The organism is Desulfovibrio psychrotolerans (assembly GCF_013340305.1).
Taxonomy (GTDB): domain Bacteria; phylum Desulfobacterota; class Desulfovibrionia; order Desulfovibrionales; family Desulfovibrionaceae; genus Halodesulfovibrio; species Halodesulfovibrio psychrotolerans.
The window spans coordinates 267,343-290,880 of record NZ_BLVP01000008.1 but is presented as its reverse complement, the minus strand read 5'-3'; the positions used below and the strand labels follow the sequence as shown (position 1 = coordinate 290,880).

General features: G+C 59.8%; 14 protein-coding genes. 8 read left to right on the top strand and 6 right to left on the bottom strand.

The window, feature by feature from the left end; translation table 11 throughout:
- Positions 1-38 precede the first annotated feature (38 nt).
- The 3 genes from HUV26_RS09060 to HUV26_RS09050 are packed head-to-tail and all read right to left on the bottom strand — an operon-like array spanning position 39 to position 4,053.
- Positions 39-743 carry a response regulator gene (locus HUV26_RS09060; protein WP_174409792.1) on the bottom strand — a complete coding sequence of 235 codons (705 nt, stop codon included), beginning with the start codon at positions 741-743 and terminating at the stop codon, positions 39-41.
- A complete protein-coding gene (locus HUV26_RS09055; protein ID WP_174409791.1) occupies positions 743-2,770 on the bottom strand; it encodes an ATP-binding protein in 2,028 nt (675 codons plus the stop codon). The genes HUV26_RS09060 and HUV26_RS09055 overlap by 1 nt, the downstream gene beginning before the upstream one ends.
- A complete protein-coding gene (locus HUV26_RS09050) occupies positions 2,770-4,053 on the bottom strand; it encodes an ABC transporter substrate-binding protein (RefSeq protein ID WP_174409790.1) in 1,284 nt (427 codons plus the stop codon). The genes HUV26_RS09055 and HUV26_RS09050 overlap by 1 nt, the downstream gene beginning before the upstream one ends.
- Before the next feature lie 164 nt (positions 4,054-4,217).
- Here HUV26_RS09050 and HUV26_RS09045 point away from each other — a divergent pair, with 164 nt between their 5' ends.
- The 4 genes from HUV26_RS09045 (at position 4,218) to HUV26_RS09030 (ending at position 10,119) form a co-directional block, all read left to right on the top strand.
- Complete coding sequence (locus HUV26_RS09045; protein ID WP_174409789.1) at positions 4,218-4,787, top strand: TlpA disulfide reductase family protein; 570 nt, start codon at positions 4,218-4,220, stop codon at positions 4,785-4,787.
- Positions 4,788-4,794: 7 nt separating this feature from the next.
- Entirely contained in the window at positions 4,795-5,715 is a 921-nt protein-coding gene (locus tag HUV26_RS09040; RefSeq protein WP_243451330.1) for a transposase, read from the top strand.
- 657 nt (positions 5,716-6,372) lie between these two features.
- Positions 6,373-9,405, top strand: a complete 3,033-nt coding sequence (gene fdnG, locus HUV26_RS09035; RefSeq protein ID WP_174409788.1) for a formate dehydrogenase-N subunit alpha — start codon at positions 6,373-6,375, stop codon at positions 9,403-9,405.
- Positions 9,406-9,408: 3 nt separating this feature from the next.
- A complete protein-coding gene (locus tag HUV26_RS09030) occupies positions 9,409-10,119 on the top strand; it encodes a 4Fe-4S dicluster domain-containing protein (protein WP_174409787.1) in 711 nt (236 codons plus the stop codon).
- Positions 10,120-10,382: 263 nt separating this feature from the next.
- Here the strand turns inward: HUV26_RS09030 and HUV26_RS09025 are convergent, their stop codons facing one another.
- The 3 genes from HUV26_RS09025 to HUV26_RS09015 form a co-directional block, all read right to left on the bottom strand.
- Complete coding sequence (locus HUV26_RS09025) at positions 10,383-10,916, bottom strand: MarR family winged helix-turn-helix transcriptional regulator (protein WP_174409786.1); 534 nt, start codon at positions 10,914-10,916, stop codon at positions 10,383-10,385.
- A gap of 93 nt (positions 10,917-11,009) precedes the next feature.
- Positions 11,010-14,186, bottom strand: coding sequence for an efflux RND transporter permease subunit (locus HUV26_RS09020; RefSeq protein ID WP_174409785.1), 3,177 nt, complete (start codon positions 14,184-14,186; stop codon positions 11,010-11,012).
- Positions 14,186-15,394 (bottom strand): efflux RND transporter periplasmic adaptor subunit, encoded by a 1,209-nt coding sequence (locus tag HUV26_RS09015; protein WP_174409784.1) that lies wholly within the window; start codon positions 15,392-15,394, stop codon positions 14,186-14,188. The genes HUV26_RS09020 and HUV26_RS09015 overlap by 1 nt, the downstream gene beginning before the upstream one ends.
- 639 nt (positions 15,395-16,033) lie before the next feature.
- Between HUV26_RS09015 and fdnG (HUV26_RS09010) the strand changes: the two genes are divergently transcribed.
- The 4 genes from fdnG (HUV26_RS09010) to fdnG (HUV26_RS08995) all read left to right on the top strand — a co-directional run bounded on the left by fdnG (HUV26_RS09010) (position 16,034) and on the right by fdnG (HUV26_RS08995) (position 23,538).
- A complete protein-coding gene (gene fdnG, locus HUV26_RS09010; RefSeq protein WP_174409783.1) occupies positions 16,034-19,066 on the top strand; it encodes a formate dehydrogenase-N subunit alpha in 3,033 nt (1,010 codons plus the stop codon).
- 3 nt (positions 19,067-19,069) lie between these two features.
- On the top strand, positions 19,070-19,789 hold the full coding sequence (locus HUV26_RS09005) for a 4Fe-4S dicluster domain-containing protein (protein ID WP_174409782.1): 720 nt from the start codon (positions 19,070-19,072) through the stop codon (positions 19,787-19,789).
- 453 nt (positions 19,790-20,242) lie between these two features.
- Positions 20,243-20,479, top strand: coding sequence for a hypothetical protein (locus tag HUV26_RS09000; RefSeq protein WP_243451329.1), 237 nt, complete (start codon positions 20,243-20,245; stop codon positions 20,477-20,479).
- 26 nt (positions 20,480-20,505) lie between these two features.
- Positions 20,506-23,538: a formate dehydrogenase-N subunit alpha gene (gene fdnG / locus HUV26_RS08995; protein WP_174409780.1), complete on the top strand. Its 3,033-nt coding sequence runs from the start codon at positions 20,506-20,508 to the stop codon at positions 23,536-23,538.

The following is a 23,538-nucleotide window of genomic DNA, read 5'->3' as shown; positions in this document are numbered from 1 at the left end:
TATTGATGAAGCGTGACAAAGAGTGATGAAGAGCCACGTCAGGGAAAAACCACATCCTCCAGCCTGCGGAAGGCCGTGACCTGCCGCGAAATACCCATCACGTCCAGCACCTGCCGGAAGTTGTCAGAAAGCCCCGCCATGGCGATGCGGCAGCCGTCTGCCCGTGCGCTGCGTATACAGTCCGCCAGCACGGCAATGGCTGCGCCGTTTATGGATGTGTTCTCCGCAAAATCCAGAATAATGTTCACGCGGGAACGGCTGGCATGGCGGAAGGCATCCTTGAGTGCAGATTCGGAGGCGGTGGAAAGGCTGCCCCGCACGGCAATGACCGCCGCGTCCTCGCGCAGAAAAATATTCAGCGCCACCGCCTTGTCATGTTTGAGCTGCATGCGTTCTTCAGCACGGGAAAGCGCTCCCTGCAAAGCCTCGCGCCGGACGGGCTTGTTGATAAAGTCGGTCGCGTCCAGATTAAGCGCCTTTATGGCAAGGTCCATGTCACCATGCCCGGTAATGACAATAACCTCCGTTGCCTGATTCTCTTCCTTAATCTTGCGCAGCACCTCTATGCCGTCCATGCCCGGCATTTTGATATCTGTGAGCACCAGCGGCGGCTTTTCGGCGCGCATAACCTCCAGCCCCTGTTCGCCGGACTCCGCCGTAAGCACCTCATGCCCCATGGCGTTCAGAATGAGGACAAACATCTTCAGGGTAGGCAGTTCATCATCAATGACCAGAATACGCATTACACCTTTCCTCCCTGTGCCTCCCCCGTTGCGCCGGGGGTACGGGGAAAGCGCAGGGTAAAGGTGGTGCCCTCGCCTTCCTTACTCCGAATGCCTATATCACCGTTGTAATCTCGCACTATGCCGTACGAAATGGCAAGCCCCAGCCCCATGCCCTCGCCCGTGACCTTGGTGGTGAAAAACGGCTCAAACACCTTGTCCATCACGTCCTTGGGGATACCCGTTCCGTTGTCGGTAACGGAAAGGCATACTTTGTCCCGCTCCACAAAGGTACGCACCACTATGCGCCCACGTGGCGGATGTTCCTGCCCCTGCCTGCATTCCGTAATGGCATCGCGGGCATTGGTCACCAGATTGAAGAGAACCTGCTGCAATCTGTTGTCCTGCGCTGTCACCATCGGCAACGGATCGGTAAGTTCCAGTTTTATGTCCACCTGATGCAGCAAAAACTGTCTGTGTATCAGCGATGTCACGGATTGAACGGTATCGTTCAGATTCACGTCCTCGTCAAAAAGGTCCGCCTTGCGCCCGAATGACCGCAGGGTGTTGATAATGCCGGAAGCCCGGTCAACCTGCGCGCTTATCTCCGTTACCACCTGATGAAACTGCCCGGGGGGAATGGACTGCCCCCCCTCCAGCGTCATGGCCAAAAAATCGCTGCCCATGCGTATGGCGTTGAGCGGCTGGTTCAGTTCATGCGCCACCCCTGCGGACATTTCGCCCAGCGACTTCATCTTGGAAGCCTGAATAAGCTGCGCGTCCTTCTCCACCATTTCGGTCACATCGGTGGCTGCCACGATGATGGCGGGACGCCCCCGGTAGCTGATAGGGCAGGCGTTCACGTTCACAAACATGGGCACACCGCTCTTGCGGTGGTGGATAACACGGGGTGTGCGCACGCAGTCCGCCACATCGCCGTCCGCAAACTGACGGAAGCACTCGCGGGCATGCACAGGTCCCAGCCGGGCAAACTCCATGCCCACAAGCTCTGCCCGTGAAAAGCCGTAAACCTCTTCCGCGCGCGGGTTGGCGTCCAGCACACGCTGGGTGTTGCAGTCCACAACGAATATGGGGTCCGGTCCGCTGTTGAACAGGGAGCGGTAGGTGTTTTCCGATTCGCTGAGGCGGCGGCGGTACAGCCGGATGGACCATACCATGTTGCGGAACGAATCCGTCAGCTGCGCCACCTCGTCCCCGCCCTCCCGCTTGCGGTAGAAGACGCAAGTGCGGCACCTGCGCTGCGAAGCTCCCTCCTGCTGCAGCCGCCCGGAACGCATCTGGTCGTCAAAGTGCCAGCACGGCATGTCGGAGTCGGAAAAAGCGGGGCAGTCGGACATCTTCCACTCATCGTCCGGCAGGTCCAGAATGCCCGCGCTGTCAAAATTGCCCCGCGAAAGATCGTCGGAAATCTTGGTCAGCCGCACGACCGGAAGGGATATGTAGTTCGCCAGCCGGTGCGAAACGTAGAAGGTGATAATGATAATGGCGGAGATGAACCCGAGAAACATCACCCGCAGCTTGCCCACGAGGCTGTCTATATGCTCCTTGGAAAGGCCCACATGCACAGTGCCTATGCGGTAAAGCCCCTCTCTGGCGGGCACGGCAATGTCATAGGCTTCCTGCTGCCCCACCCGCACCAGCCGCACGCTCTTCTGGGCTGTTTCGCCCAACGGGTTGGCTCCCTGCAACTGCGGCGGAAACGGGCGGGTGAACGTATGGCAGAGCACCAGCCCGTCCACGTTCTCCACGTAGATATAGTCCACCAGCAGCTTGCGCTCCCGGAGCTGCTTCTCGTCAAAGATAAGCCCCAGCAGTTCGGGAATGTTCTCCTCCAGGATGAACGAAGCCCCCCGCGCCGCCACGCTCTGCGCCACGGCGGTTCCGCGCAGTTCCAGCTCCTGCGTAAGGCCGGAGACCAGAATCCAGCGGGCCAGAAGGGCTATGACACAGCTTATGATGAGTATGACGGCAAGAATGTACGTAAAGAACTTGTTCTTCAGGTTCAGTTTGGCGAGCGGCCTGAGCATTACGGCAACCCCGCTTCGCCCAGACCGGGCACGGTGCCGTTGCCGGCATGAATCTTCTCTGCATGGTATCCGTCGGGGAAAAACGCAAGGGAGCGGAAGTCGTCCACCAGTTCAAAATTGCCGTTGTGCAGCACGGTAAAATACACCGCCTCCATGCCCTGATGATCATCGGGACTGAACGAGACGCTCACATCGCCCCCCAGCGAAAAGTCGTGCATGGATTCAATGGCGTCTATAAACCCTTCGCGGGTCAGTTCCGGCCCAGCCCTGCGCAGCCCCTCCACCAGAACCAGCGCGTTTATGTACCCTTCCAGCCCCACGGCGTTGGGGTGTTCCTCCGGGAAAAACTCCTTGAGATGCTTCACATACTCCAGTGCCGCGCCCATTATGCGGGGTGCTTCCGGCGCGGAAGGGGGCGGCACAACCAGCGAGAGCAAGACCGGGCTTTGCAGGTTCGGGGGCAGCCGCCGCGCAAGCTCCTCGCCGCCCACAAAAGAAAGATTGTAAAACACGGCGCGCAGCCCTTCCGAGTCCGCCCTGCGGATGAACTCCGCGCACGGCTCATAGGTGCCCACCATAATCACCGCCTCGGGCTGTGCCTCCACGATGCGCTTCAACCCTTCGGTCACATCGTTGGTGCCGCGCATGTAGGAACCGCGCGCCACCGGGGCCAGCCCCAGTTCGCGCAACGCCAGTTCCGCCCCGGTAAGCCCGTCAAACCCGTAGGCATCGTACTGATAAAACACAGCGATGCGCCGCAGACCAAGGTCCTGCACAAGATGCCGCACGGCGGCTCCTGTTTCCTGATAGTACGATGCCCGCACGTTTATGACGTAGCGGTTGAAGGGCGTGCGCAACCCGTTGGCACCTGTGAACATGCCCAGCAGGGGAATGCGCACTTCGTCCACCAGCGGCAGAATGCGCATGGTGGTGGGGGTGCCCACATACCCGAACAGGGCAAAGATATCACCCTCAATGATAAGGCTCTGGGTATTGGCAAGGCAGCGTGGGGGGTCGTAGCCGTCATCCAGTGCCTGCAGTTCAATGCGTCTGCCGTGCACACCGCCTGTGTCGTTGACAAAGTGGATGTAACTCAATGCCCCGCGCAGGGTCTGCATTCCGAGATAACTGGCGTGCCCGGTCAGGGGAAGGGAGGAGCCGAGACGGATATGGCTTTCGGAAACGCCGCTTGTTCCGTCCTCGTCAGAGACGAACGCATCGTCCCTGCCGCAGGCTGCAAGCAGCAGGCAGAGTATGCACACAAGAACTGCCGAACGCGACATGGAACCCCCTTGGCCATCAGATTGCCGTTCCCGCCCAGACGCCTGCATATTCCTACATTGTCGCACAGATAACTGCAAGCCACGACATACCCGAACGGAAAAAGGCATTGCCTTGCGGGCACTATGTGCCTACCATATGCTAACGTTCACCACCGAGGGAATCCATGCGCAACCTCCCGTGCATCCTGCATCTTGTCCTGCTGCTCACGCTGTGCCACCTGCAACAGGGGGCTGCCTCCCCCTTTCCGGACCTGCCCCTGCCCGCTCCGGTCACCGTGCCGGGAGCAGGCCCCTCCGCGGCGTCCGGGCAAGCGCTCCCCGATGGCCCCCTCATGCTCTCGTCTCTTCCGGAATCCGTTGTCATCCTCAACGTATACAGCTGGTTCTGCGGCCCTTGTCAGGCAGAAGGGCCGGACCTGCAGCAGCTGAACGAACTGCTGCACGCACGGGGGCTCTCCGGCGCGGTGCGGCTTGCGGGCATTGCGGCGGGCGATGACGCCGCCCTCACTGCCCGCTATGCCGAACGGCATTCCCTTTCCTATGCGCTGTTCCCGGACCCGGACCTGGCCCTGCACAGCCTTGTGGGTTCCCCTCCCGTTCCCACCTTTCTGGTTGTGGTCAGAGATAAAGCAGGAGCCCTGCGCCTGCTGATGCGTTACACAGGGTCCATCGAAAACGCCGCCCCGGCCTTTCTCCAGCGCGTTCTGGAAGCCGCCGGGCTTCCGGCGCTGTGAGGGGCACATGCAGAACAGGCATGACATACGCACCGGCGGACCGCCCGCCGCCACTGCACACGGCATTTCCCTTTCCGGCGATACGGCCCGGAACGAGGAGCGGGCGCGGGAATACCTTCTCTCGCATTGCTGGCCATCGCACCAGCGGTTCTGTCCGCGCTGCCGTGCACCCCGGCACTACACCCTTTCCGCAGGCCGCTACCGCTGCGCGGAATGCCGCTACACCTTTCAGGAACTCAGCGGCCGCTGGATAAACAACGGCAACCTTCCGCCCCTCACATGGCTGCGAATCGTGGACCTGTTCGCACGGGAAAAGAACGTGCACGAGCTGGCTTCCGAACTGGATCTTTCCTACAATGCGGCTTACAAGGCGGTCACCACCATCCGGTTCGCCATCATGGCTCACGCCATGGACGCAGCCCAGATGTTCGGGCCGGAAACGGGACTGGGCATCTATCTTAAAGGCAAAAAGCTCACCGGCATCCCGCGGGAATCTTCCCGCACCGCCATCCCCGTCTTCGGCATTCTGGAGCGTAACGGCTGGGTGTTCATCGACCTTGTTTCCGGCATCTCCGCAGAAACGGTGTTCCACTTCAACCACAGCTTCCACCTTGCCATGCACCGCAACGGGTACATAGTCCACACCAACCGCTACCGCCATTACGACACGCTGGTATTCTGCGGCGACGATTCGCTCCCCTACCAATACATCCGTCGCGGCGAAGTTCCGGAGCACACTGCTGAAGGCTCCTTCTGGGCCTTTGCAGAGCAGCGCCTCAAGCGCTTCAAGGGCGTTACTCCCCAGCGCTTTCCCCTCTACCTGAAAGAGCTGGAATTTCGCTACAACCATCCCTCCGGCGACATCTTCGACACGCTGGTCCGCTACCTGTGCGACCTTGTGCCGGAATACGACACCCCTGCCTCCTGACAGACCATATTCAAAGCCCGCTGCTGCATGCCGCCCCCTGCCGGGCCCTCTTTGCGCACCACCTGCCGCAGCCCTGAACAACCGGGACAGAGCGGGATAGAGCGGGACAGAGCGGTGCGCCCTCCCGCTTCAGTCCGCCCGTGAACGCCCTGCGAATAACAATATCTCACCGCAGCCAGCCTGCTTCCCCGTTCTCATCCGCCCTGCCTCTGCCCGCTTCTCCGGCAAACTCCGCATGTTTCAATCGAAAAAACGGAAAAACGACAGCCCTTGCCACCCGGCACCCGACTTTTTCTCCGATACATTGTTATTTTTTCCCTCTGCCCCCTTTCCCTGTTCCCTGCATTCGTCTATACCGGATAGTGGTAATCCGTCTTTCTGTTCAGACGGCCTCACCTAAAGGCAGGAAAACATGCAACAGGTTTCATCACCCGCACACAGCCTTGCGCTACCCTTTTCCGGTCTGGGCATAAGCCTTGCCCCGGTACGGCGGCGCGCTGCGCAGCTTTGCTGGAGGCGTGTGCTCCCCCGCCGGAAGGCACCGGGCTATTCCGGACGGAACATTACCGCTGTTCCCCCTTTTTATGGATTCAGGTTGCTCGTGGCATTGGGTCGCGAAATCAGGGGACGCTAACCATCTCCACGTCAGGAGGCAGAATGACAGTCTCACGCAGAAACTTTCTCAAACTCTCGGCAGGCGCGGCCACTGTTGCCGCGTTCGGCGGGCTGGGAGTAAGTCTGGCACCCGCCGTCGCCCGGGCGCAGCTGCTCAAGCTGAACTGGGCCAAACGCACAACCTCCATATGCTGTTACTGTGCCGTGGGATGCGGGCTCATCGTCTGCACGTCCAAAGACGGGCAGGGGCGCGCCATCAATATAGAAGGCGACCCGGACCATCCCGTTAACGCCGGCGCACTCTGCTCCAAGGGTGCCTCCATATGGCAGCTTGCCGAAAACGAGCGCCGCCTGAATTCCCCCCTTTACCGTGCGCCTTACAGCAACGAATGGAAGCCGGTCTCATGGGACTGGGCACTCACGGAAATCGCCAAACGGGTGAAGAAAACCCGCGACGCCTCTCTCATCGCCCGCGATGCCAAGGGCGCCACCGTGAACCGTCTGGAAACCATAGGCCACATAGGTTCCGCCGCGCTGGACAACGAAGAATGCTGGACCCTTCAGGCCGTCATGCGCGCACTGGGTCTCGTGTACATTGAGCATCAGGCCCGCATCTGCCACAGCTCCACCGTGAGCGCGCTGGCAGAAAGCTACGGACGCGGCGCCATGACCAACCACTGGAACGACATAGCTAACAGCGATGTGGTGCTGGTCATGGGCGGCAACGCGGCAGAATGCCACCCCATTTCCTTCAAATGGGTCACAGAGGCCATGAAGCGCGGCGCGCCCCTCATTCATGTGGACCCCCGCTACACCCGCACCTCCGCCAAGGCGGACATCTACGCCAAGCTGCGTGCCGGAACAGACATCGCCTTCCTTGGCGGCATGATGAAGTATATTCTGGATAACGAGCTGTATTTCAAGGAATACGTAGCCAATTACACCAACGCCGCCTTTGTGGTGGATTCCGGCTACTCCTTCCGCAGCGGCCTGTTCTCAGGCTTTAACGCCCGCGCGGAAAGCTACGACCAGACCAAATGGGCGTTCAAGAAAGACGCGGACGGCGTTCCCCTGCGCGACCCCACATTCAAGAACCCGCGCTGCGTACTGAACCTGATGCGCGAACACTACAAACGTTACACGGTGGAAGCCGTCTCCGCCACCACCGGCACTCCCAAAGCCGATATCCTTAAGGTGTACGAGACGTTCTGTGCCACCGGCAAGCCCGACAAGGCAGCCACCATCCTCTACGCCATGGGCTGGACACAGCACACCGTGGGCGTGCAGAACATACGCGCCATGTCCATGATCCAGCTCCTGCTGGGCAACATAGGCGTGGCAGGCGGCGGCGTGAACGCGCTGCGCGGCGAATCCAACGTGCAGGGCTCCACGGACAACAGCCTGCTGGCGCAGGACCTGCCCGGCTACATGGCCACTCCCGCCTCCCACTGGCAGACGCTGGAAGCCTACAACGCGGCAAACACCCCGGCCAGCAATGACCCCATGTCCGCCAACTGGTGGAGCAACAAGCCCAAGTATCTGGCCAGCCTGCTCAAGGCCATGTATCCCACCGCCAGCCTTGACGATGCCTACAACTGGCTGCCCAAACTGGACGGCGATACCAAGATCACGGAATACATGTGGCTCGGCCTGTGGGACAAGATATACAACGGCAAGCTCAACGGCCTGTTCGTGTGGGGGCAGAACCCCGCATGCGGCGGTGCCAACGCGGGCAAAAACCGCGAGGCCATGACCAAGCTGGACTGGATGGTTAACGTAAACATCTTTGATAACGAATCCGGCTCGTTCTGGCGCGGGCCGGGCATGCAGCCCGGCAAGATAAAAACGGAAGTCTTCATGCTGCCCTGCTGCGTCTCGGTGGAAAAGGAAGGCTCGGTGACCAACTCCGGCCGCTGGATGCAGTGGCGCTATGCCGGGCCCAGCCCGCGCCCCGGCACCAAGCCGGACGGCGACATCATGCTCCAACTCATGGAGAAGATAAAAGACCTCTACCGGGCAGAGGGCGGCGCGCTGCCGCACCCCGTGGTCAACCTGAACACCGTGGACTGGAAGAACCAGCACGGGGAATACGATGCGAACAAGGTGGCCCGCCTGATCAACGGCTACTTCCTCAAGGATGCTGAGGTGGGCGGCAGGAGCTTCAAGAAGGGCCAGCAGGTTCCGGGCTTCGCCTTCCTTACGGCAGACGGTTCCACCTGCTCCGGCAACTGGCTCTATACCGGCTCCTACACGGACGACGGCAACATGGCCGCCCGGCGCGACAGCACACAGACACCGGAACAGGCCGCCATTCAGCTGTATCCTAACTGGGCATGGGCATGGCCCGCCAACCGGCGCATACTGTACAACCGGGCCTCGGTAAACGCCGCAGGCGTTCCGTGGGACCCCAAGCGCGCCGTCATTCAGTGGACAGGCGACAAATGGGCAGGCGACGTGCCCGATGGCGGATGGAAACCCGGCGAGAAGCATCCTTTCATCATGACCCAGCACGGCCACGCACAGCTCTTCGGCCCAGGCAGGGTGGACGGGCCCTTCCCGGAACACTACGAACCCATGGAAGGCCCCATCAAGCGGCATCCCTTCTCGGGCCAGCTGCACAACCCCGTGGCCTACCAGATCCATTCGGAAGAAAAGGCCGTGGCCGATCCGCGCTATCCCATCGTGTGCACCACCTACCGCATGACGGAACACTGGCAGACCGGCCTGATGACCCGCCATGTGGGCTGGCTGGTAGAAGCGGAACCGCAGCTCTTCTGCGAAATGAGTGAGGAGCTGGCGGCTGAAAAGAGCATAGCCAACGGAGAAAAAATCCGCGTGTACAGCCTGCGCGGCGAGGTGGAGGCGGTGGCCATGGTCACCAAGCGCATCCAGCCCTATATCGTGCAGGGCAAAACCGTGCATCTGGTGGGGCTGCCGTGGCAGTTCGGCTGGCACACCCCCGTGGACGGAGGCGATTCCGCCAACCTGCTCAGCCCCTCCGTGGGCGACCCCAATACCGGCATACCGGAAACTAAGGCCTTCATGGTTAACGTCATGAAGATAGAGGGAGCATAATCCATGGCCAAGAAATTCTTTGTCGACCTCACCCGCTGCACCGCCTGCCGGGGCTGTCAGGTAGCCTGCAAGCAATGGAAAAAGCTGCCCGCGGAAAAAACCGTCAACACCGGTTCGCACCAGAATCCCCCGGACCTGAGCCACGAGACCATCCGGCTGGTGCGCTTCACCGAGGTGGTGCACGACGGCAAACTGGACTGGCTGTTCTTCCCGGAACAGTGCCGGCACTGTGTGGTGCCCCCCTGCAAGGGCATGGGCGATCTGGACGATCCCACCGCCATATTGCAGGACCCCATGACAGGAGCCGTGCTCTACACCGACAAAACACGCGGGCTGGATTATGAAGGCGTCCGTGCCGCCTGCCCGTATGATATTCCGCGTCAGGACCCGGAAACCAAGCTCATCACCAAGTGCGACATGTGCATAGACCGCGTGCAGAACGACATGAAGCCCGCCTGCGTGCACACCTGCCCCACGGGCACCATGAACTTTGGCGAAGAGGACGAGATGATGGAACTGGCACAGGCCCGGCTCGCGGAAGTGCAGAAGAAATACCCCACCGCCGTGCTGGGCAACCCCCACGACGTGCGCGTGGTATACCTCTTCCACCACGACCCGCTCACCTTCTTTGACCGCGCCGTGGTGGACATGACCCCGCGCCTGATGAACCGCAAACAAATGTTCGCGCGCATCATGGGCAAGCAGCGGGCATAACCCCCCTCCGCAACAGAAAAACGGGCCGCAGGCGTCACTCGCCTGCGGCCCTCTGTATTGATGATAACGCGTTCTTGAGATGTCGCCTGCTCAGGCGGGCAGGAAACCGTGCCCGCTCTGCCCTCTGCATCCGTCAGGCTCAGCGAATCGCCAGCGGCTGAAGACGCACCCCGCATTCCGCCCCCGCATCAGCAAGGGAAATTCCTTGTATGCCTTCAGGCTCGGCTGTACGGGGAATGTATTTTTCGAAAAAGCAGGGTTCGTCAGCTCCCTGACGGGTCGGATGCGCTGTGCCCGAAATCGATGAGATCGGCGCGGTCCTTCCCGCTCAGCTCAAAGACCCGGTCACGCATTTTCAACAGCACCTCGTGCGCCTTAATCAGGTCCGCTTCGTCAATATCCGCGTACAGGCTCTCTTCCACTTCGCAGCAGATGACGAACATCTTGTCCAGCAGCGGGTCCGCCTTGGCACACAGTTCCACCAGGTTTACCCGCCTGTCCTGTTCAGAGGGCGTGCGGCGCACCAGACCGTCCTCTTCCAGCCTGTCCAGCATGCGGACAAGGGTGGGGCCTTCTATGCCCAGCAAGTTCGCCAGCCGTTTCTGCGAGATAGGCTCCGCCAGTTCCTGCAAGGCCCACAGCACAATCCAGCGGGCATTGCTCACCCCGTGTTCCTTGAACTTCGCATCAAACAGCGAGCGCAGTTCGCGCGAAATTTCCGAGATGGTAAGCCCCAGCTTGCTTTTGCCGTAGCGGGGGCGGAACCTCTGCCTTCTCATCTGTGCACAGTCTTTCATGGCTTGCTCCTGAACTGGATATATCGAAACCTGACGCTCCTGAAAAGCGCAGTGCCGCCCCCGCTCCCGGAGGGAAGGGGGCGGCAGACGCGGTTACGCATGGTGTTCATCATTGTGCGCGGGCGCGGGCAGTGCCGCCTCTTCCGCGATTCGGCCCTTTTCCTCGTGGCGCGCCTTGCCGCTGGTAAGCAGCGAAACGCCCCTGAAAAACGCGGGAATGAAGAAGGTGGCAATAAAGGTCGCCGCCAGCATCCCGCCGATAACACTGGTTCCTATGGAATGACGGCTGTTGGCACCCGCTCCGGAACTGATAGCCAGCGGAACCACGCCCAGAATGAACGCCAGCGATGTCATGATAATGGGCCTGAAGCGCAGCCGTGCCGCCTCTGCCGCCGCCTCCATGTAGCTTTTGCCCGCACGGTGCAACTGTACGGCAAACTCCACGATGAGGATGGCGTTCTTGGAAGCCAGCCCTATGAGCGTGATCAGCGCAATCTGAAAATACACGTCATTGGAAAGCCCGCGCATCCAGTTGGCCGATATGGCGCCGAACAGGGCAAAAGGCACCACCAGAATGACGGAGAGAGGCAGGCTCCAGCTTTCGTACTGTGCCGCGAGGATGAGAAACACCATCAGCAGCCCCAGCACAAAGACCATGAACGAGGTACCGCCTGTGGCCTGTTCCTGATAGGCAGAACCGGTCCACGCCAGCACATAGTCATCGGGCAGGTTGTCGCGCACCAGTTCCTGCATGGCCGCAAGAGCCTGACCGGAACTGTAGCCGGGAGCCGGCTCGCCCACCAGCTTGGCGGCGGGGAAGACGTTAAACCGCTCCACCACTTCCGGCCCCGTGGTCTGCCGCACCGTTACCAGCGCAAGCAGGGGAACCATTTCCCCGGTGTCCGACCGTACGAACACCTTGCTCAGGTCATCAGGCTTGCTCCGGTACTCCCCTTCCGACTGCACCTGCACGCGGAAGGTACGCCCCAGTTTGTTGAAGTCGTTCACGTACATGGTGCCGAAGGTGGCCTGCATGGTCTGGAATACTCGGCTCACCGGCACCCCCATGGCCTTGGCCTTTTCACGGTCAAGCTGCACGTCCAGCTGGGGGGAACGGGTACTGTACGTGGTGCTCACGCGCCCCAGTTCAGGCCGTCCGGCAGCCGCCGCCACAAGGGCGTCCGTCTGCCTGCCCAGTTCTTCCAGACTGCCGCCGCCCCTGCTTTGCAGATACCCTTCAAATCCGCCCGTGTTGCTCATGCCGGATATGGGCGGCATGTTAAAGGCGATGATAAACCCGTCCAGTATGCCCATGCCACGGCCGAACACCTGCTTCACGATGTCGAAGGAAGAATCTCCCTCGCCCTTGCGCTCGCTCCACGGCTTAAGGGTAACAAAGCTGGTGCCCACGTTGCTCTTGTTGGTACCGGAAATCAGGTCCAGCCCGGTCAGGCTTATGGTGTCCCTGACGGCGGGAATGGAGCCGGTAATATCGTCCAGTTGCTTCATGGTGGCCTCTGTGCGGGAAAGGGAAGCCCCGTCCGGCAGCATGGCCACGGCTATGAGGTTGCCCTTGTCTTCGTTGGGCACAAGCTGCGAAGGCACGGTCTGAAACAGCGACCACGTGCAGGCAATAATAACCCCGAACAGGGCAAGTGCCAGAGAAGAACGGCGCAGCAGCAGGCGCACTCCGGCGGTATACCGGTCGGTAAGCCTGTCGAAAAACCGGTTAAAGGCCTGCAGCGGCGCAATCGGGGTGGGGTGCCCCGGCTTGAGCAGCAGCGCGCACAGGGCGGGCGTGAGCGTAAGCGCCACAATACCGGAGATGATAACCGAAACGGCAATGGTCACCGCAAACTGCTTGTACATCTCCCCGGCAAGCCCGCCCATAAAGGCGACAGGAATGAACACCGAGCAGAGCACCAGCACAATGGCCACCACCGCGCCGGAAACCTCGTTCATGGCCTTTATGGTGGCTTCCATGGGCGGCAGGTGCTCCGTGGTCATTATGCGTTCCACGTTTTCAATAACCACAATGGCGTCATCCACCACTATGCCTATGGCCAGCACAAGGCCGAACAGTGTGAGCGTGTTAATGGAAAAGCCCAGCAGATACATGCCCGCAAAGGTGCCGATAACGGAAACAGGCACCGCAAGGCATGGAATAATCGTGGCCCGCCAGTTCTGCAAAAACAGGAAGATAATGGCAAAAACCAATATAAACGCCTCAAACAGGGTATGCGTCACCTCTTCCACGGATATGCGCACAAAGGTCGTTGTGTCGTAGGGAATGGAATAGGTTATGCCGTCCGGGAACCTGCCCTGCAATTCCTGCATCTTGGCAACAACCCGGTCGCCCACCTCCAGCGCGTTGGCACCGGGGGAAAGATAAATGCCCATGGCCACGGCGGGCAGGCCGGACCTTTTGGCCTTCAGCGAATAGCTCTGCGCACCCAGTTCCAGCCGCGCCACGTCCTTCAGGCGCAGAATGGTTCCATCCTGATTGGCGCGCAGGATGATGTTGCCGAACTGCTCCACGTCCGTCATACGGCCCTGCGTGGTCAGGGTGTAGCTCAGCTCCACCGGCTCCGGCAGGGGATTACGGCCAATGGCTCCGGCAGCGAACTGCGCGTTCTGCTCCTCAATGGCGGCGGCAATATCCGCCGGGGTCAGTTCCAGTTGCGCCAGCCGGTCGGGCCTCAGCCACACGCGCATGGAATAGTCCTGCGCGCCGAACACGGCGGCGTCACCCACGCCGGGCAGACGCTTCAGCTCGTCGATAATGTTCACCAGCGCATAGTTGCTCATGTACACGGGGTCATAGCGCCCGTCATCGGACGTGAGCATGACCACCTGCAGCAGGCTGGAAGACTTCTTGCTCACCGTCACGCCCATGGCGCGCACTTCGGCAGGCAGCGAGGCAAGCGCGGCCTGCACACGGTTGTTCACGTTAATGGTGTTCTGGTCAGCGTCCGAGCCCACCTCAAAAGTAACGGTAAGAGAAAGCGTGCCGTCGCCGGAGTTCACCGAACGCATGTACAGCATGTTTTCCACACCGTTAATCTTCTGCTCCAGCGGCGCGGCCACGGTCTGGGCAATAACTTCGGCACTGGCACCGGAATATGTGGCAGAAACGCTCACTTCCGGCGGAACGATTTCAGGAAATTCCGCCACAGGCAGAATACGCATGGAAAGCAGGCCCGCCAGCACAATGATCAGCGAGACCACGGTGGCAAAGACCGGCCGGGTTATGAAAAAGCGGGAAAACATCAGTTCACGCCCCCGTTACCGGCAGACTGTTCCTTGCCGGCGGCCACGGGCTTGCCTTCCCCGCCCGCTTCAGGTTCCGGTATCACGGATACGGCCCCACCGGGGCGCACCTTCATGATGCCGTCCACCACAATACGCTGGCCCGCCTCAAGCCCGGATTCCACCACCAGACCGCCGGTAACGCCCTGCCCCAGAGTCACGGGCCGCAGTTCGGCCACGTCGCCCTCGCCAATCACGTACACCATGGGCCCGTTCTGGCTGAACAGCACCGCGCGTTCCGGAATGACAATGGCGTCTTTCATCAGCGCGCCATCCAGCAGCACCCGAACAAACTCGCCGGGCAGCACCTGCGCCTTAACGTTGGAAATTTCCGCACGGGCGCGGATGGACCCGGTGGAAGGGTCCACATAACGATCCTCAAAGGTCAGCCTTCCCGCCTGTTCAAAGACAGAACCGTCCGCCAGTTTCAGGCGCACGGAATAGCCTTCGGCGGGCACAACCACCTTGCCTTCCTGCGCCTGACGGCGCACCTGCATGGATTCCGTGCCGGGAATGGCAAAGTTCACGTACAGCGGGTCCAGCTGGGTAATGGTTGTCAGCAGGCTGCCTGCGCTGTCCGTGGTAATCAGGCTGCCTTCGGAACGCACTTCCTGACTGGTTATGCCGGAAATGGGCGCGCGCACCTGTGTGTAGCCAAGGTCCAGCTGTTCGGACTGCATCTTGGCTTCCGCAGCTGCCACATTGGCTTTGGCGGAGTCGTAGGCGGCAAAGGCATCATCGCGTTCCTTGGCGCTTACCACACCCTTGGCAAACAGGTCGCTTATGCGGTTATGCTCCAGCCGGGTCTGTTCCAGCTTGGCACGCAGGGCCGCAAGCTCGCCGCCTGTCTGGGCGGAAGATGCCCGGTATTTTTCGGGATCGATGAGAAACAGCACATCGCCTTCGCGCACAAAGGCCCCTTCACGATAGGTCCGCTTGAGCAGCAGTCCCTGAACACGGGCCCTTACCTCCACCGACCGGGAACCTTCCGTCTGGCCCACATACTCATAGCGCAGGGGAACATCCTTCCGCTCCAGCACGGCGGCGCGCACGGGCGCGGGCGGCGGTCCCTGCAACTGCGCACCGGCTTTTTCCTCGCCGCAACCGGCAAGAGAGAACGCGGAAACAAGGGTTGCGCCCAGCAAAACACCCTTCAAAATTCTATTCATTCCAAGCATGTATGCAAACCTCTCAAAGCCTTTCGGCGAAATGTGTTTGAAACAATAATTAGCATGCTAATGATTGCTCGAGACATATGCTACAGCCGCCCGCCTCTGTCAACACCGTCTCTCAAAAAAATCGCCGCCCGCAGGCAGGCAATGACCGATTCTTCGCCCTTGCTGTGCCAAACCTTGATTAAGATCTACAGAGCACGCCGCAACAATCTAAAATGTAAGTATATTTTATTGCACATAGTGCCAACTCAAAGAGAAGCCGCCATTCTTTGTCCACACTCTCCCAATCAGGTATTCAGCAAACATATAAAAAGCCTCTTTCCGTATCGATGAATGTTCAACGCATTCGGAAAAGGCAGAGGTAGACGGTATGGGCCACGCAGATCGTCCCGCGCTTGCCGGGGCAACAGGTCTCCCCTTTTCCGGACTCGGACACGACCTTGCTCCATGCACGGAGCGGGCAAGCGTTATGGCGCTTGTTCCCGCACGGCGCAGGGTTGTACCGCATCCACACGCCCGGACACCGTTCGGACGCGCGGAGTCGTTGCCGGCGGTTTCCGGGTATGAACTTCTCGTGACGCTTGGTCGCGAGATTCGGGGAAGGTAGATCCGCAACAATTCTAAGGAGGCAGAATGTCAGTCTCTCGCAGACAATTTCTCAAGCTTTCGGCCGGAGCCGCCACAGCCACCGCCTTCGGCGGGCTGGGCCTGAGCCTTAAGCCCACCGAAGCCCGGGCGCAGCTGCTCAAGCTGAACTGGGCCAAGCAGACAACGTCCGTCTGTTGTTACTGTTCCGTCGGGTGCGGCCTTCTGGTGCACACGGCTAAAGACGGTCAGGGGCGCGCCATAAACGTGGAAGGCGATCCGGACCATCCCATCAACGAAGGCGCACTCTGCGCCAAGGGCGCTTCCATCTGGCAGCTTGCAGAAAATGACAAGCGCATTTCCACCCCCCTGTACCGCGCCCCTTACAGTGATAAGTGGACCCCCGTTTCATGGGAATGGGCATACGAGCAGATCGCCAAGCGGGTGAAAAAAACCCGTGACGAGGCATTTTTCCTGAAGAACGACAAAGGCGAAGTCATCAACCGTACGGACGCCATGGCCTCCGTAGGCTCCGCCGCAATGGATAACGAGGAATGCTGGATATATCAGGCATTTCTCAGAAGCCTCGGCCTGGTGTACATAGAGCACCAGGCGCGGATCTGACACAGCGCAACTGTAGCGGCTCTGGCAGAGTCGTTCGGACGCGGCGCGATGACCAACCACTGGATCGACCTCAAGAACAGTGATTGCATTCTGATAATGGGCAGCAACGCTGCCGAAAACCATCCCATCTCCTTCAAGTGGGTGCTCAAGGCAAAGGATGCGGGCGCAACCCTCATCCATGTAGACCCCCGCTACACCCGCACATCCACCAAGTGTGATATTTACGCCCCCATCCGTTCCGGGGCGGACATCCCCTTCCTTGGCGGCATGATCAAGTACATTCTGGATAACGAACTGTTCTTCAGGGAGTACATGATCAACTACACCAACGCTTCGTTCATCGTGGGCAAGGACTACTCCTTCCGTAACGGCCTGTTCTCCGGGTTCAACCCCGCCACGTCTTCCTACGACAAGACCAAATGGAAGTACGAAACCGATGAGAACGGCGTTCCGAAGAAAGACGCCACCCTCAAGAACCCGCGCTGCGTGTACAACCTGATGAAGGAACACTACAAGCGTTACACGCTGGACAAGGTATCCTCCATCACCGGCACCCCCAAGGAAGACCTGCTCAAGGTCTACAAGGCCTATGCCGCCACGGGCAAGCAGGACAAGGCAGGCACCATCATGTACGCCATGGGCTGGACCCAGCACTCCGTGGGCGTGCAGAACATCCGCGCCATGGCCATCATCCAGCTGCTGCTGGGCAACATCGGCGTGGCAGGCGGCGGCGTGAACGCCCTGCGCGGCGAAGCCAACGTGCAGGGTTCCACAGACCAGGCGCTGCTGGCGCACATCATTCCCGGCTATCTGGGTGTGCCCACCTCCAAGTGGCCCACCCTTGCGGACTACAACAAAAACAATACTCCCGTCAGCAAGGACCCCCTGTCCGCCAACTGGTGGGGCAACAAGCCCAAGTACGTTGCCAGCCTGCTCAAGGCCCTGTATCCCGCGGCAACGCTGGAAGACGCCTATAAATGGCTGCCCAAGCTGGACGCGCACAAGCCCGTTACCCAGTACTTCTGGATGGGCATGTTCGACAAAATGCTGAAGGGCCAGTTCAAGGGCTTCTTCGCATGGGGCCAAAACCCCGCGTGCAGCGGTGCCAACGCCAACAAGACCCGCGAGGCCATGGGCCAGCTGGACTGGATGGTAAACGTCAACATCTTTGACAACGAAACCGGCTCCTTCTGGAAGGGACCGGGCATGGACCCTGCCAAGATTAAGACGGAAGTCTTCTTCCTGCCCTGCGCAGTCGCCATAGAAAAGGAAGGCTCCATCTCCAACTCCGGCCGCCTGATGCAATGGCGCTATGTTGGGCCCAAGCCGTACGCAGAGACCAAGCCTGACGGCGACATCATCCTTGAACTGGCCGAAAAGATTCGTGAACTCTACCGCATAGAAGGCGGCGCGTTCCCGCATCCGGTCATGGCTCTCAACACGGCGGACTGGCAGGACCATCACGGCCATTTCGATCCGCACCGTGTGGCCAAGCTCATCAACGGTTACTTCCTCAAAGATGCCGAGGTAAACGGAAAGACCTTCACCAAGGGCCAGCAGGTTCCCAGCTTCGCCTTCCTCACGGACGACGGCTCCACCTGCAGCGGCAACTGGATATACAGCGGTTCCTACACGGACAACGGCAACATGGCTGCCCGCCGCGACAAAAACCAGACCGAGGCGCAGGCCAAGATAGGCCTGTACCCCAACTGGTCGTGGACATGGCCCGTAAACCGCCGCATCCTGTACAACCGCGCGTCGGTAACACCGGAAGGCAAGCCCTACGCCCCTGCAAAGTCCGTCATCGAATGGGACGGCGAAAAGTGGGTGGGCGACGTGCCGGACGGCGGCTGGAAGCCCGGCGAGAAGAACCCCTTCATCATGGTGGCCCACGGCTACGGTCAGCTCTACGGCCCCGGCCGTGAAGAAGGTCCGTTCCCGGAACACTATGAACCGCTGGAATGCCCGGTCAAGGACAACCCCTTCTCCGGTCAGCTGCATAACCCCACGGCCTTCAAGATCGCAGGCGATGAGCACGCCGTGTGCGACCCGCGCTTCCCGTTCATCGGCACCACCTACCGCGTGACCGAGCACTGGCAGACGGGCCACATGACCCGCAACACGCCTTGGCTGCTGGAAACAGAACCGCAGCTCTTCTGCGAAATAAGCGAAGAACTGGCCAAACTGCGCGGCATAGAAAACGGCGAACTGGTCAAGGTCGCCAGCCTGCGCGGCGAACTGGACTGCGTTGCCATTGTCACCAAGCGCATCAAACCGTTCAAGGTGCTGGGCAGCGAAGTTCATATGGTCGGCCTGCCCTGGCATTACGGCTGGACCACCCCCAAGAACGGCGGAGATTCCGCCAACCTCCTCACCCCCTCCGTGGGCGACCCCAACACCGGTATACCGGAGAGCAAGGCGTTCATGGTTAACGTGAGAAAGAAGCAGGGAGCGTAAGCCATGGCTAAGAAGTTCTTTGTAGACCTTACCCGTTGCACGGCTTGCCGCGGCTGCCAGATAGCCTGCAAACAATGGAAAAAGCTGCCTGCGGAGGAAACAGTCAACTGGGGTTCGCACCAGAACCCGCGCGACCTTTCCTTCACCACCCTTAAACTGGTCCGCTTCACCGAAGTGGTGATGAAGGGCAAAGTGGACTGGCTGTTCTTCCCGGAACAGTGTCGCCACTGCACCGAACCGCCCTGCATGTATCAGGCGCAGATAGACGATGAACGCGCCGTCATTCAGGATGAGCTTACCGGTGCTGTCATCTTCACCGAATACACCAAGCTGGTGGACGGCGAAGGTGTGCGCACGGCATGCCCCTACGACATCCCGCGCGTGGACCCCGAAACCAAACTCATCTCCAAATGCGACATGTGTCTGGACAGAGTGCAGAACGGCAAAAAGCCTGCCTGCGTCCTCTCCTGCCCCACGGGCACCATGAGCTTTGGCGATGAAGATGAAATGATGGCCCTTGCGGAAGAACGTCTTGCCGCGGTCAAGAAGCAGTATCCCAACGCGGTGCTGGGCAACCCCCACGATACCCGCGTGGTCTACCTCTTCCAGCAGAACCCGGTGGACTACTTCGAAAAGGCTGTGGCGGACGCAAGCCCGCAACTCATGAACCGCAAGCAGATGTTTGCGCGCATCATGGGCAGAAGCGACATGAAACGCAGTTAAAAACACCTCTCCGGCGGGCTTACTCCCGCAGGTCCGCCGGAACAGGTGTTTTTTGCAACGTATCGACAGCGGTCTCACAGCGCACGGTACGTTTCCCGCGGCGCGCGGAAAGGGCATCCGCGCGCCGCACCCCAAAATTTCATCCCTGCCCGTCTTTACTGCATCCCTCACTCACGATGCAGGAACCTCCGTCGAGAAATCCCGGAGACCCCATCCCTGCCGCCTGCGTTCACACCCGACGCAGGCGGCCCTTTTTTTGTGCCAAAACGTGCGCAACACACATCGCCAAATCAGTCAAACAAATGGAATGGATAGAAATCCACAATACCCAATGTGTCAGACATGCTACAAGGCACGTTCGGTTGCCCCACTCTCCTCCAGAAGATAATCACCTAACATGCTATATTTATTCCTGTCGCTCCCCTGCGCAGGAAACGGTGTGAGGAGTGGATGATGGACAGATTGTTACAAGGCACAACGCTACAGGCGTTTACTCTCCCCTTTTCCGGACTCGGACACGACCTTGCTCCCTGCGAAGAGCGGGCAGGCGTTATGGCGCTTGCTCCCGTGCAGCGCAGGGCCAAACCGCACTCTCCCGCCCGGACTCCGTTCGGACGGGTGGAATCGTTGCCGGCGGTTTCCGGGTATGGGCTTCTTGTGACGCTTGGTCGCGAGATTCGGGGAAGGTAGACCCGCAACAATTCTAAGGAGGCAGAATGTCAGTCTCTCGCAGGCAATTTCTCAAACTTTCAGCCGGAGCGGTCACGGTCAGCGCCTTTGGCGGGCTGGGGCTGAGTCTTAAGCCCACCGCAGCACGGGCGCAGCTGCTCAAGCTGAACTGGGCCAAGCAGACAACATCCGTCTGTTGCTACTGTGCGGTCGGGTGCGGTCTTCTGGTGCACACGGCTAAAGACGGTCAGGGGCGCGCCATAAACGTGGAAGGCGATCCGGACCATCCCATTAACGAAGGCGCACTGTGTGCCAAGGGCGCATCCATCTGGCAGCTTGCAGAAAACGATAAACGCCCCGCCACCCCCCTGTACCGCGCGCCCTACAGCAATGAATGGACTCCCGTTTCATGGGAATGGGCCTACGAGCAGATCGCCAAACGGGTGAAGAAAACCCGTGACGAGGCCTTCTTCCTGAAGAACGACAAAGGTGAAGTCATCAACCGCACGGACGCCATCGCTTCCGTAGGCTCCGCCGCAATGGATAACGAGGAATGCTGGATATACCAGACCTTCCTCAGAAGCCTCGGCCTCGTGTACGTGGAACATCAGGCACGGCTTTGCCACAGTTCCACCGTTGCCGCACTGGCAGAATCGTTCGGGCGCGGTGCCATGACCAACCACTGGATCGACCTTAAGAACAGTGACTGTATCTTGGTCATGGGCAGCAACGCTGCGGAAAACCACCCCATCTCCTTCAAGTGGGTGCTCCGCGCCAAGGATAAGGGAGCAACGGTCATCCACGTAGACCCCCGCTTTACCCGCACATCCACCAAGTGTGATATCTACGCCCCGCTCCGTTCCGGCACAGACATTGCCTTCCTTGGCGGCATGATCAAGTACATCCTTGATAACAACCTTATTTTTAAGGAATATGTTGTCAACAATACAAACGCTGCTTTCGTGGTGGGCAAGGGCTATTCCTTCCGCAACGGCCTGTTCTCCGGGTTTGATCCCAAAACGGCCACCTACGACAAATCCACCTGGGCCTACGAGATGGATGAAAACGGCGTTCCCAAGCGTGATGTCACGCTCAAGAACCCGCGTTGCGTGTACAACCTGATGAAGGAACACTACAAGCGCTACACGCTGGATAGGGTTTCCTCCACCACCGGCACTCCCAAGGAAGACCTGCTCAAGGTCTACAAGGCCTACGCCGCCACGGGCAAGCAGGATAAAGCGGGCACCATCATGTACGCCATGGGCTGGACGCAGCACACGGTGGGCGTGCAGAACATCCGTACCATGTCCATCATCCAGCTGCTGCTGGGCAACATCGGCGTTGCGGGCGGCGGCGTAAATGCCATGCGCGGCGAATCAAACGTGCAGGGATCCACGGACCAGGCGCTGCTGGCGCACATCATCCCCGGCTATCTGGCCGTGCCCAACTCCAAGTGGCCCACCCTTGCAGACTACAACAAGAATAACACCCCCGTCAGCAAGGACCCCATGTCCGCCAACTGGTGGGGCAACAAACCCAAATACCTCGCCAGTCTGCTTAAAGCCATGTATCCCTCGTCCACGCTGGATGAAGCATACAACTGGCTGCCCAAGGTAGACGCCCACAAGCCCATAACCGACTACTTCTGGCTGGGCATGTTCGACAAAATGCTGAAGGGCCAGTTCAAAGGCTTCTTCGCATGGGGACAGAACCCCGCGTGCGGCGGTGCCAACGCCAACAGAACCCGCGAGTCTATGGGGCAGCTGGACTGGATGGTAAACGTCAACATCTTCGAAAACGAGACAGGCTCCTTCTGGAAGGGGCCGGGCATGGACCCCGCCAAGATCAAGACAGAGGTCTTCTTCCTGCCCTGTGCCGTTTCCGTTGAGAAGGAAGGTTCCATCACCAACTCGGGCCGCTGGATGCAGTGGCGCTACGAAGGTCCCAAGCCGTATGCGGATACCAAGCCCGATGGCGACATCATCCTTGGACTGATGGAAAAAATCCGCGAACTCTACCGCATTGAAGGCGGCGCGTTCCCCCATCCCATTCTGGGAGTGAACACGGCGGACTGGCAGAACCACCACGGGCACTTCGACCCGCACAAAGCTGCCAAGCTCATCAACGGCTACTTCCTCAAAGATACAGAGGTAAACGGCAAGTCCTTCAAGAAGGGACAACAGGTTCCGGCCTTTGCTTTCCTCACGGACGATGGTTCCACCTGTGCGGGGAACTGGCTCTACACCGGCTCGTACACGGATAACGGCAACATGGCTGCCCGCCGCGACAAAACCCAGACAGAGATGCAGGCAAACATAGGCCTGTACCCCAACTGGTCTTGGTGCTGGCCGGTAAACCGCCGCATCCTCTACAACCGCGCTTCGTGCGATGCTACCGGCAAGCCTTACGCACCGCAGAAAACCGTGGTGCAGTGGGTAGATGGTAAATGGGAGGGTGACGTTCCCGATGGACCATGGGATCCCGGCACCAGACACCCGTTCATCATGCAGCAGCACGGGTTCGGCCATGTTTTCGGCCCCGGCAGACAGGAAGGACCGTTCCCGGAACACTACGAACCCATGGAATGCCCCATTAAGGATAACCCCTTCTCCGGGCAGCTGAACAACCCCACGGCCTTCAAGATAGCAGGCGACGAGCACGCCGTGTGCGACCCGCGCTTCCCGTTCGTGGGCACCACCTACCGTCTTACCGAACACTGGCAGACTGGTCTTATGACCCGCTTCCAAGGCTGGCTCATTGAGGCCGAACCACAGATGTTCTGCGAAATAAGTGAAGAACTGGCTAAGCTACGCGGCATCGTCGGTGGCGAGATGGTCACCGTAACCAGCCTGCGAGGCGAAGTGGACTGCGTAGCCATCGTCACCAAGCGCATCAAGCCGTTCAAGGTGCAGGGCAACACCGTGCATATGATCGGCATGCCTTGGCACTATGGCTGGGTAGAACCTAAAAACGGCGGAGATTCCGCCAACCTCCTCACCCCCTCCGTGGGCGACCCCAACACCGGCATACCGGAGAGCAAGGCGTTCATGGTCAATGTCAGAAAGAAGCAGGGAGCGTAA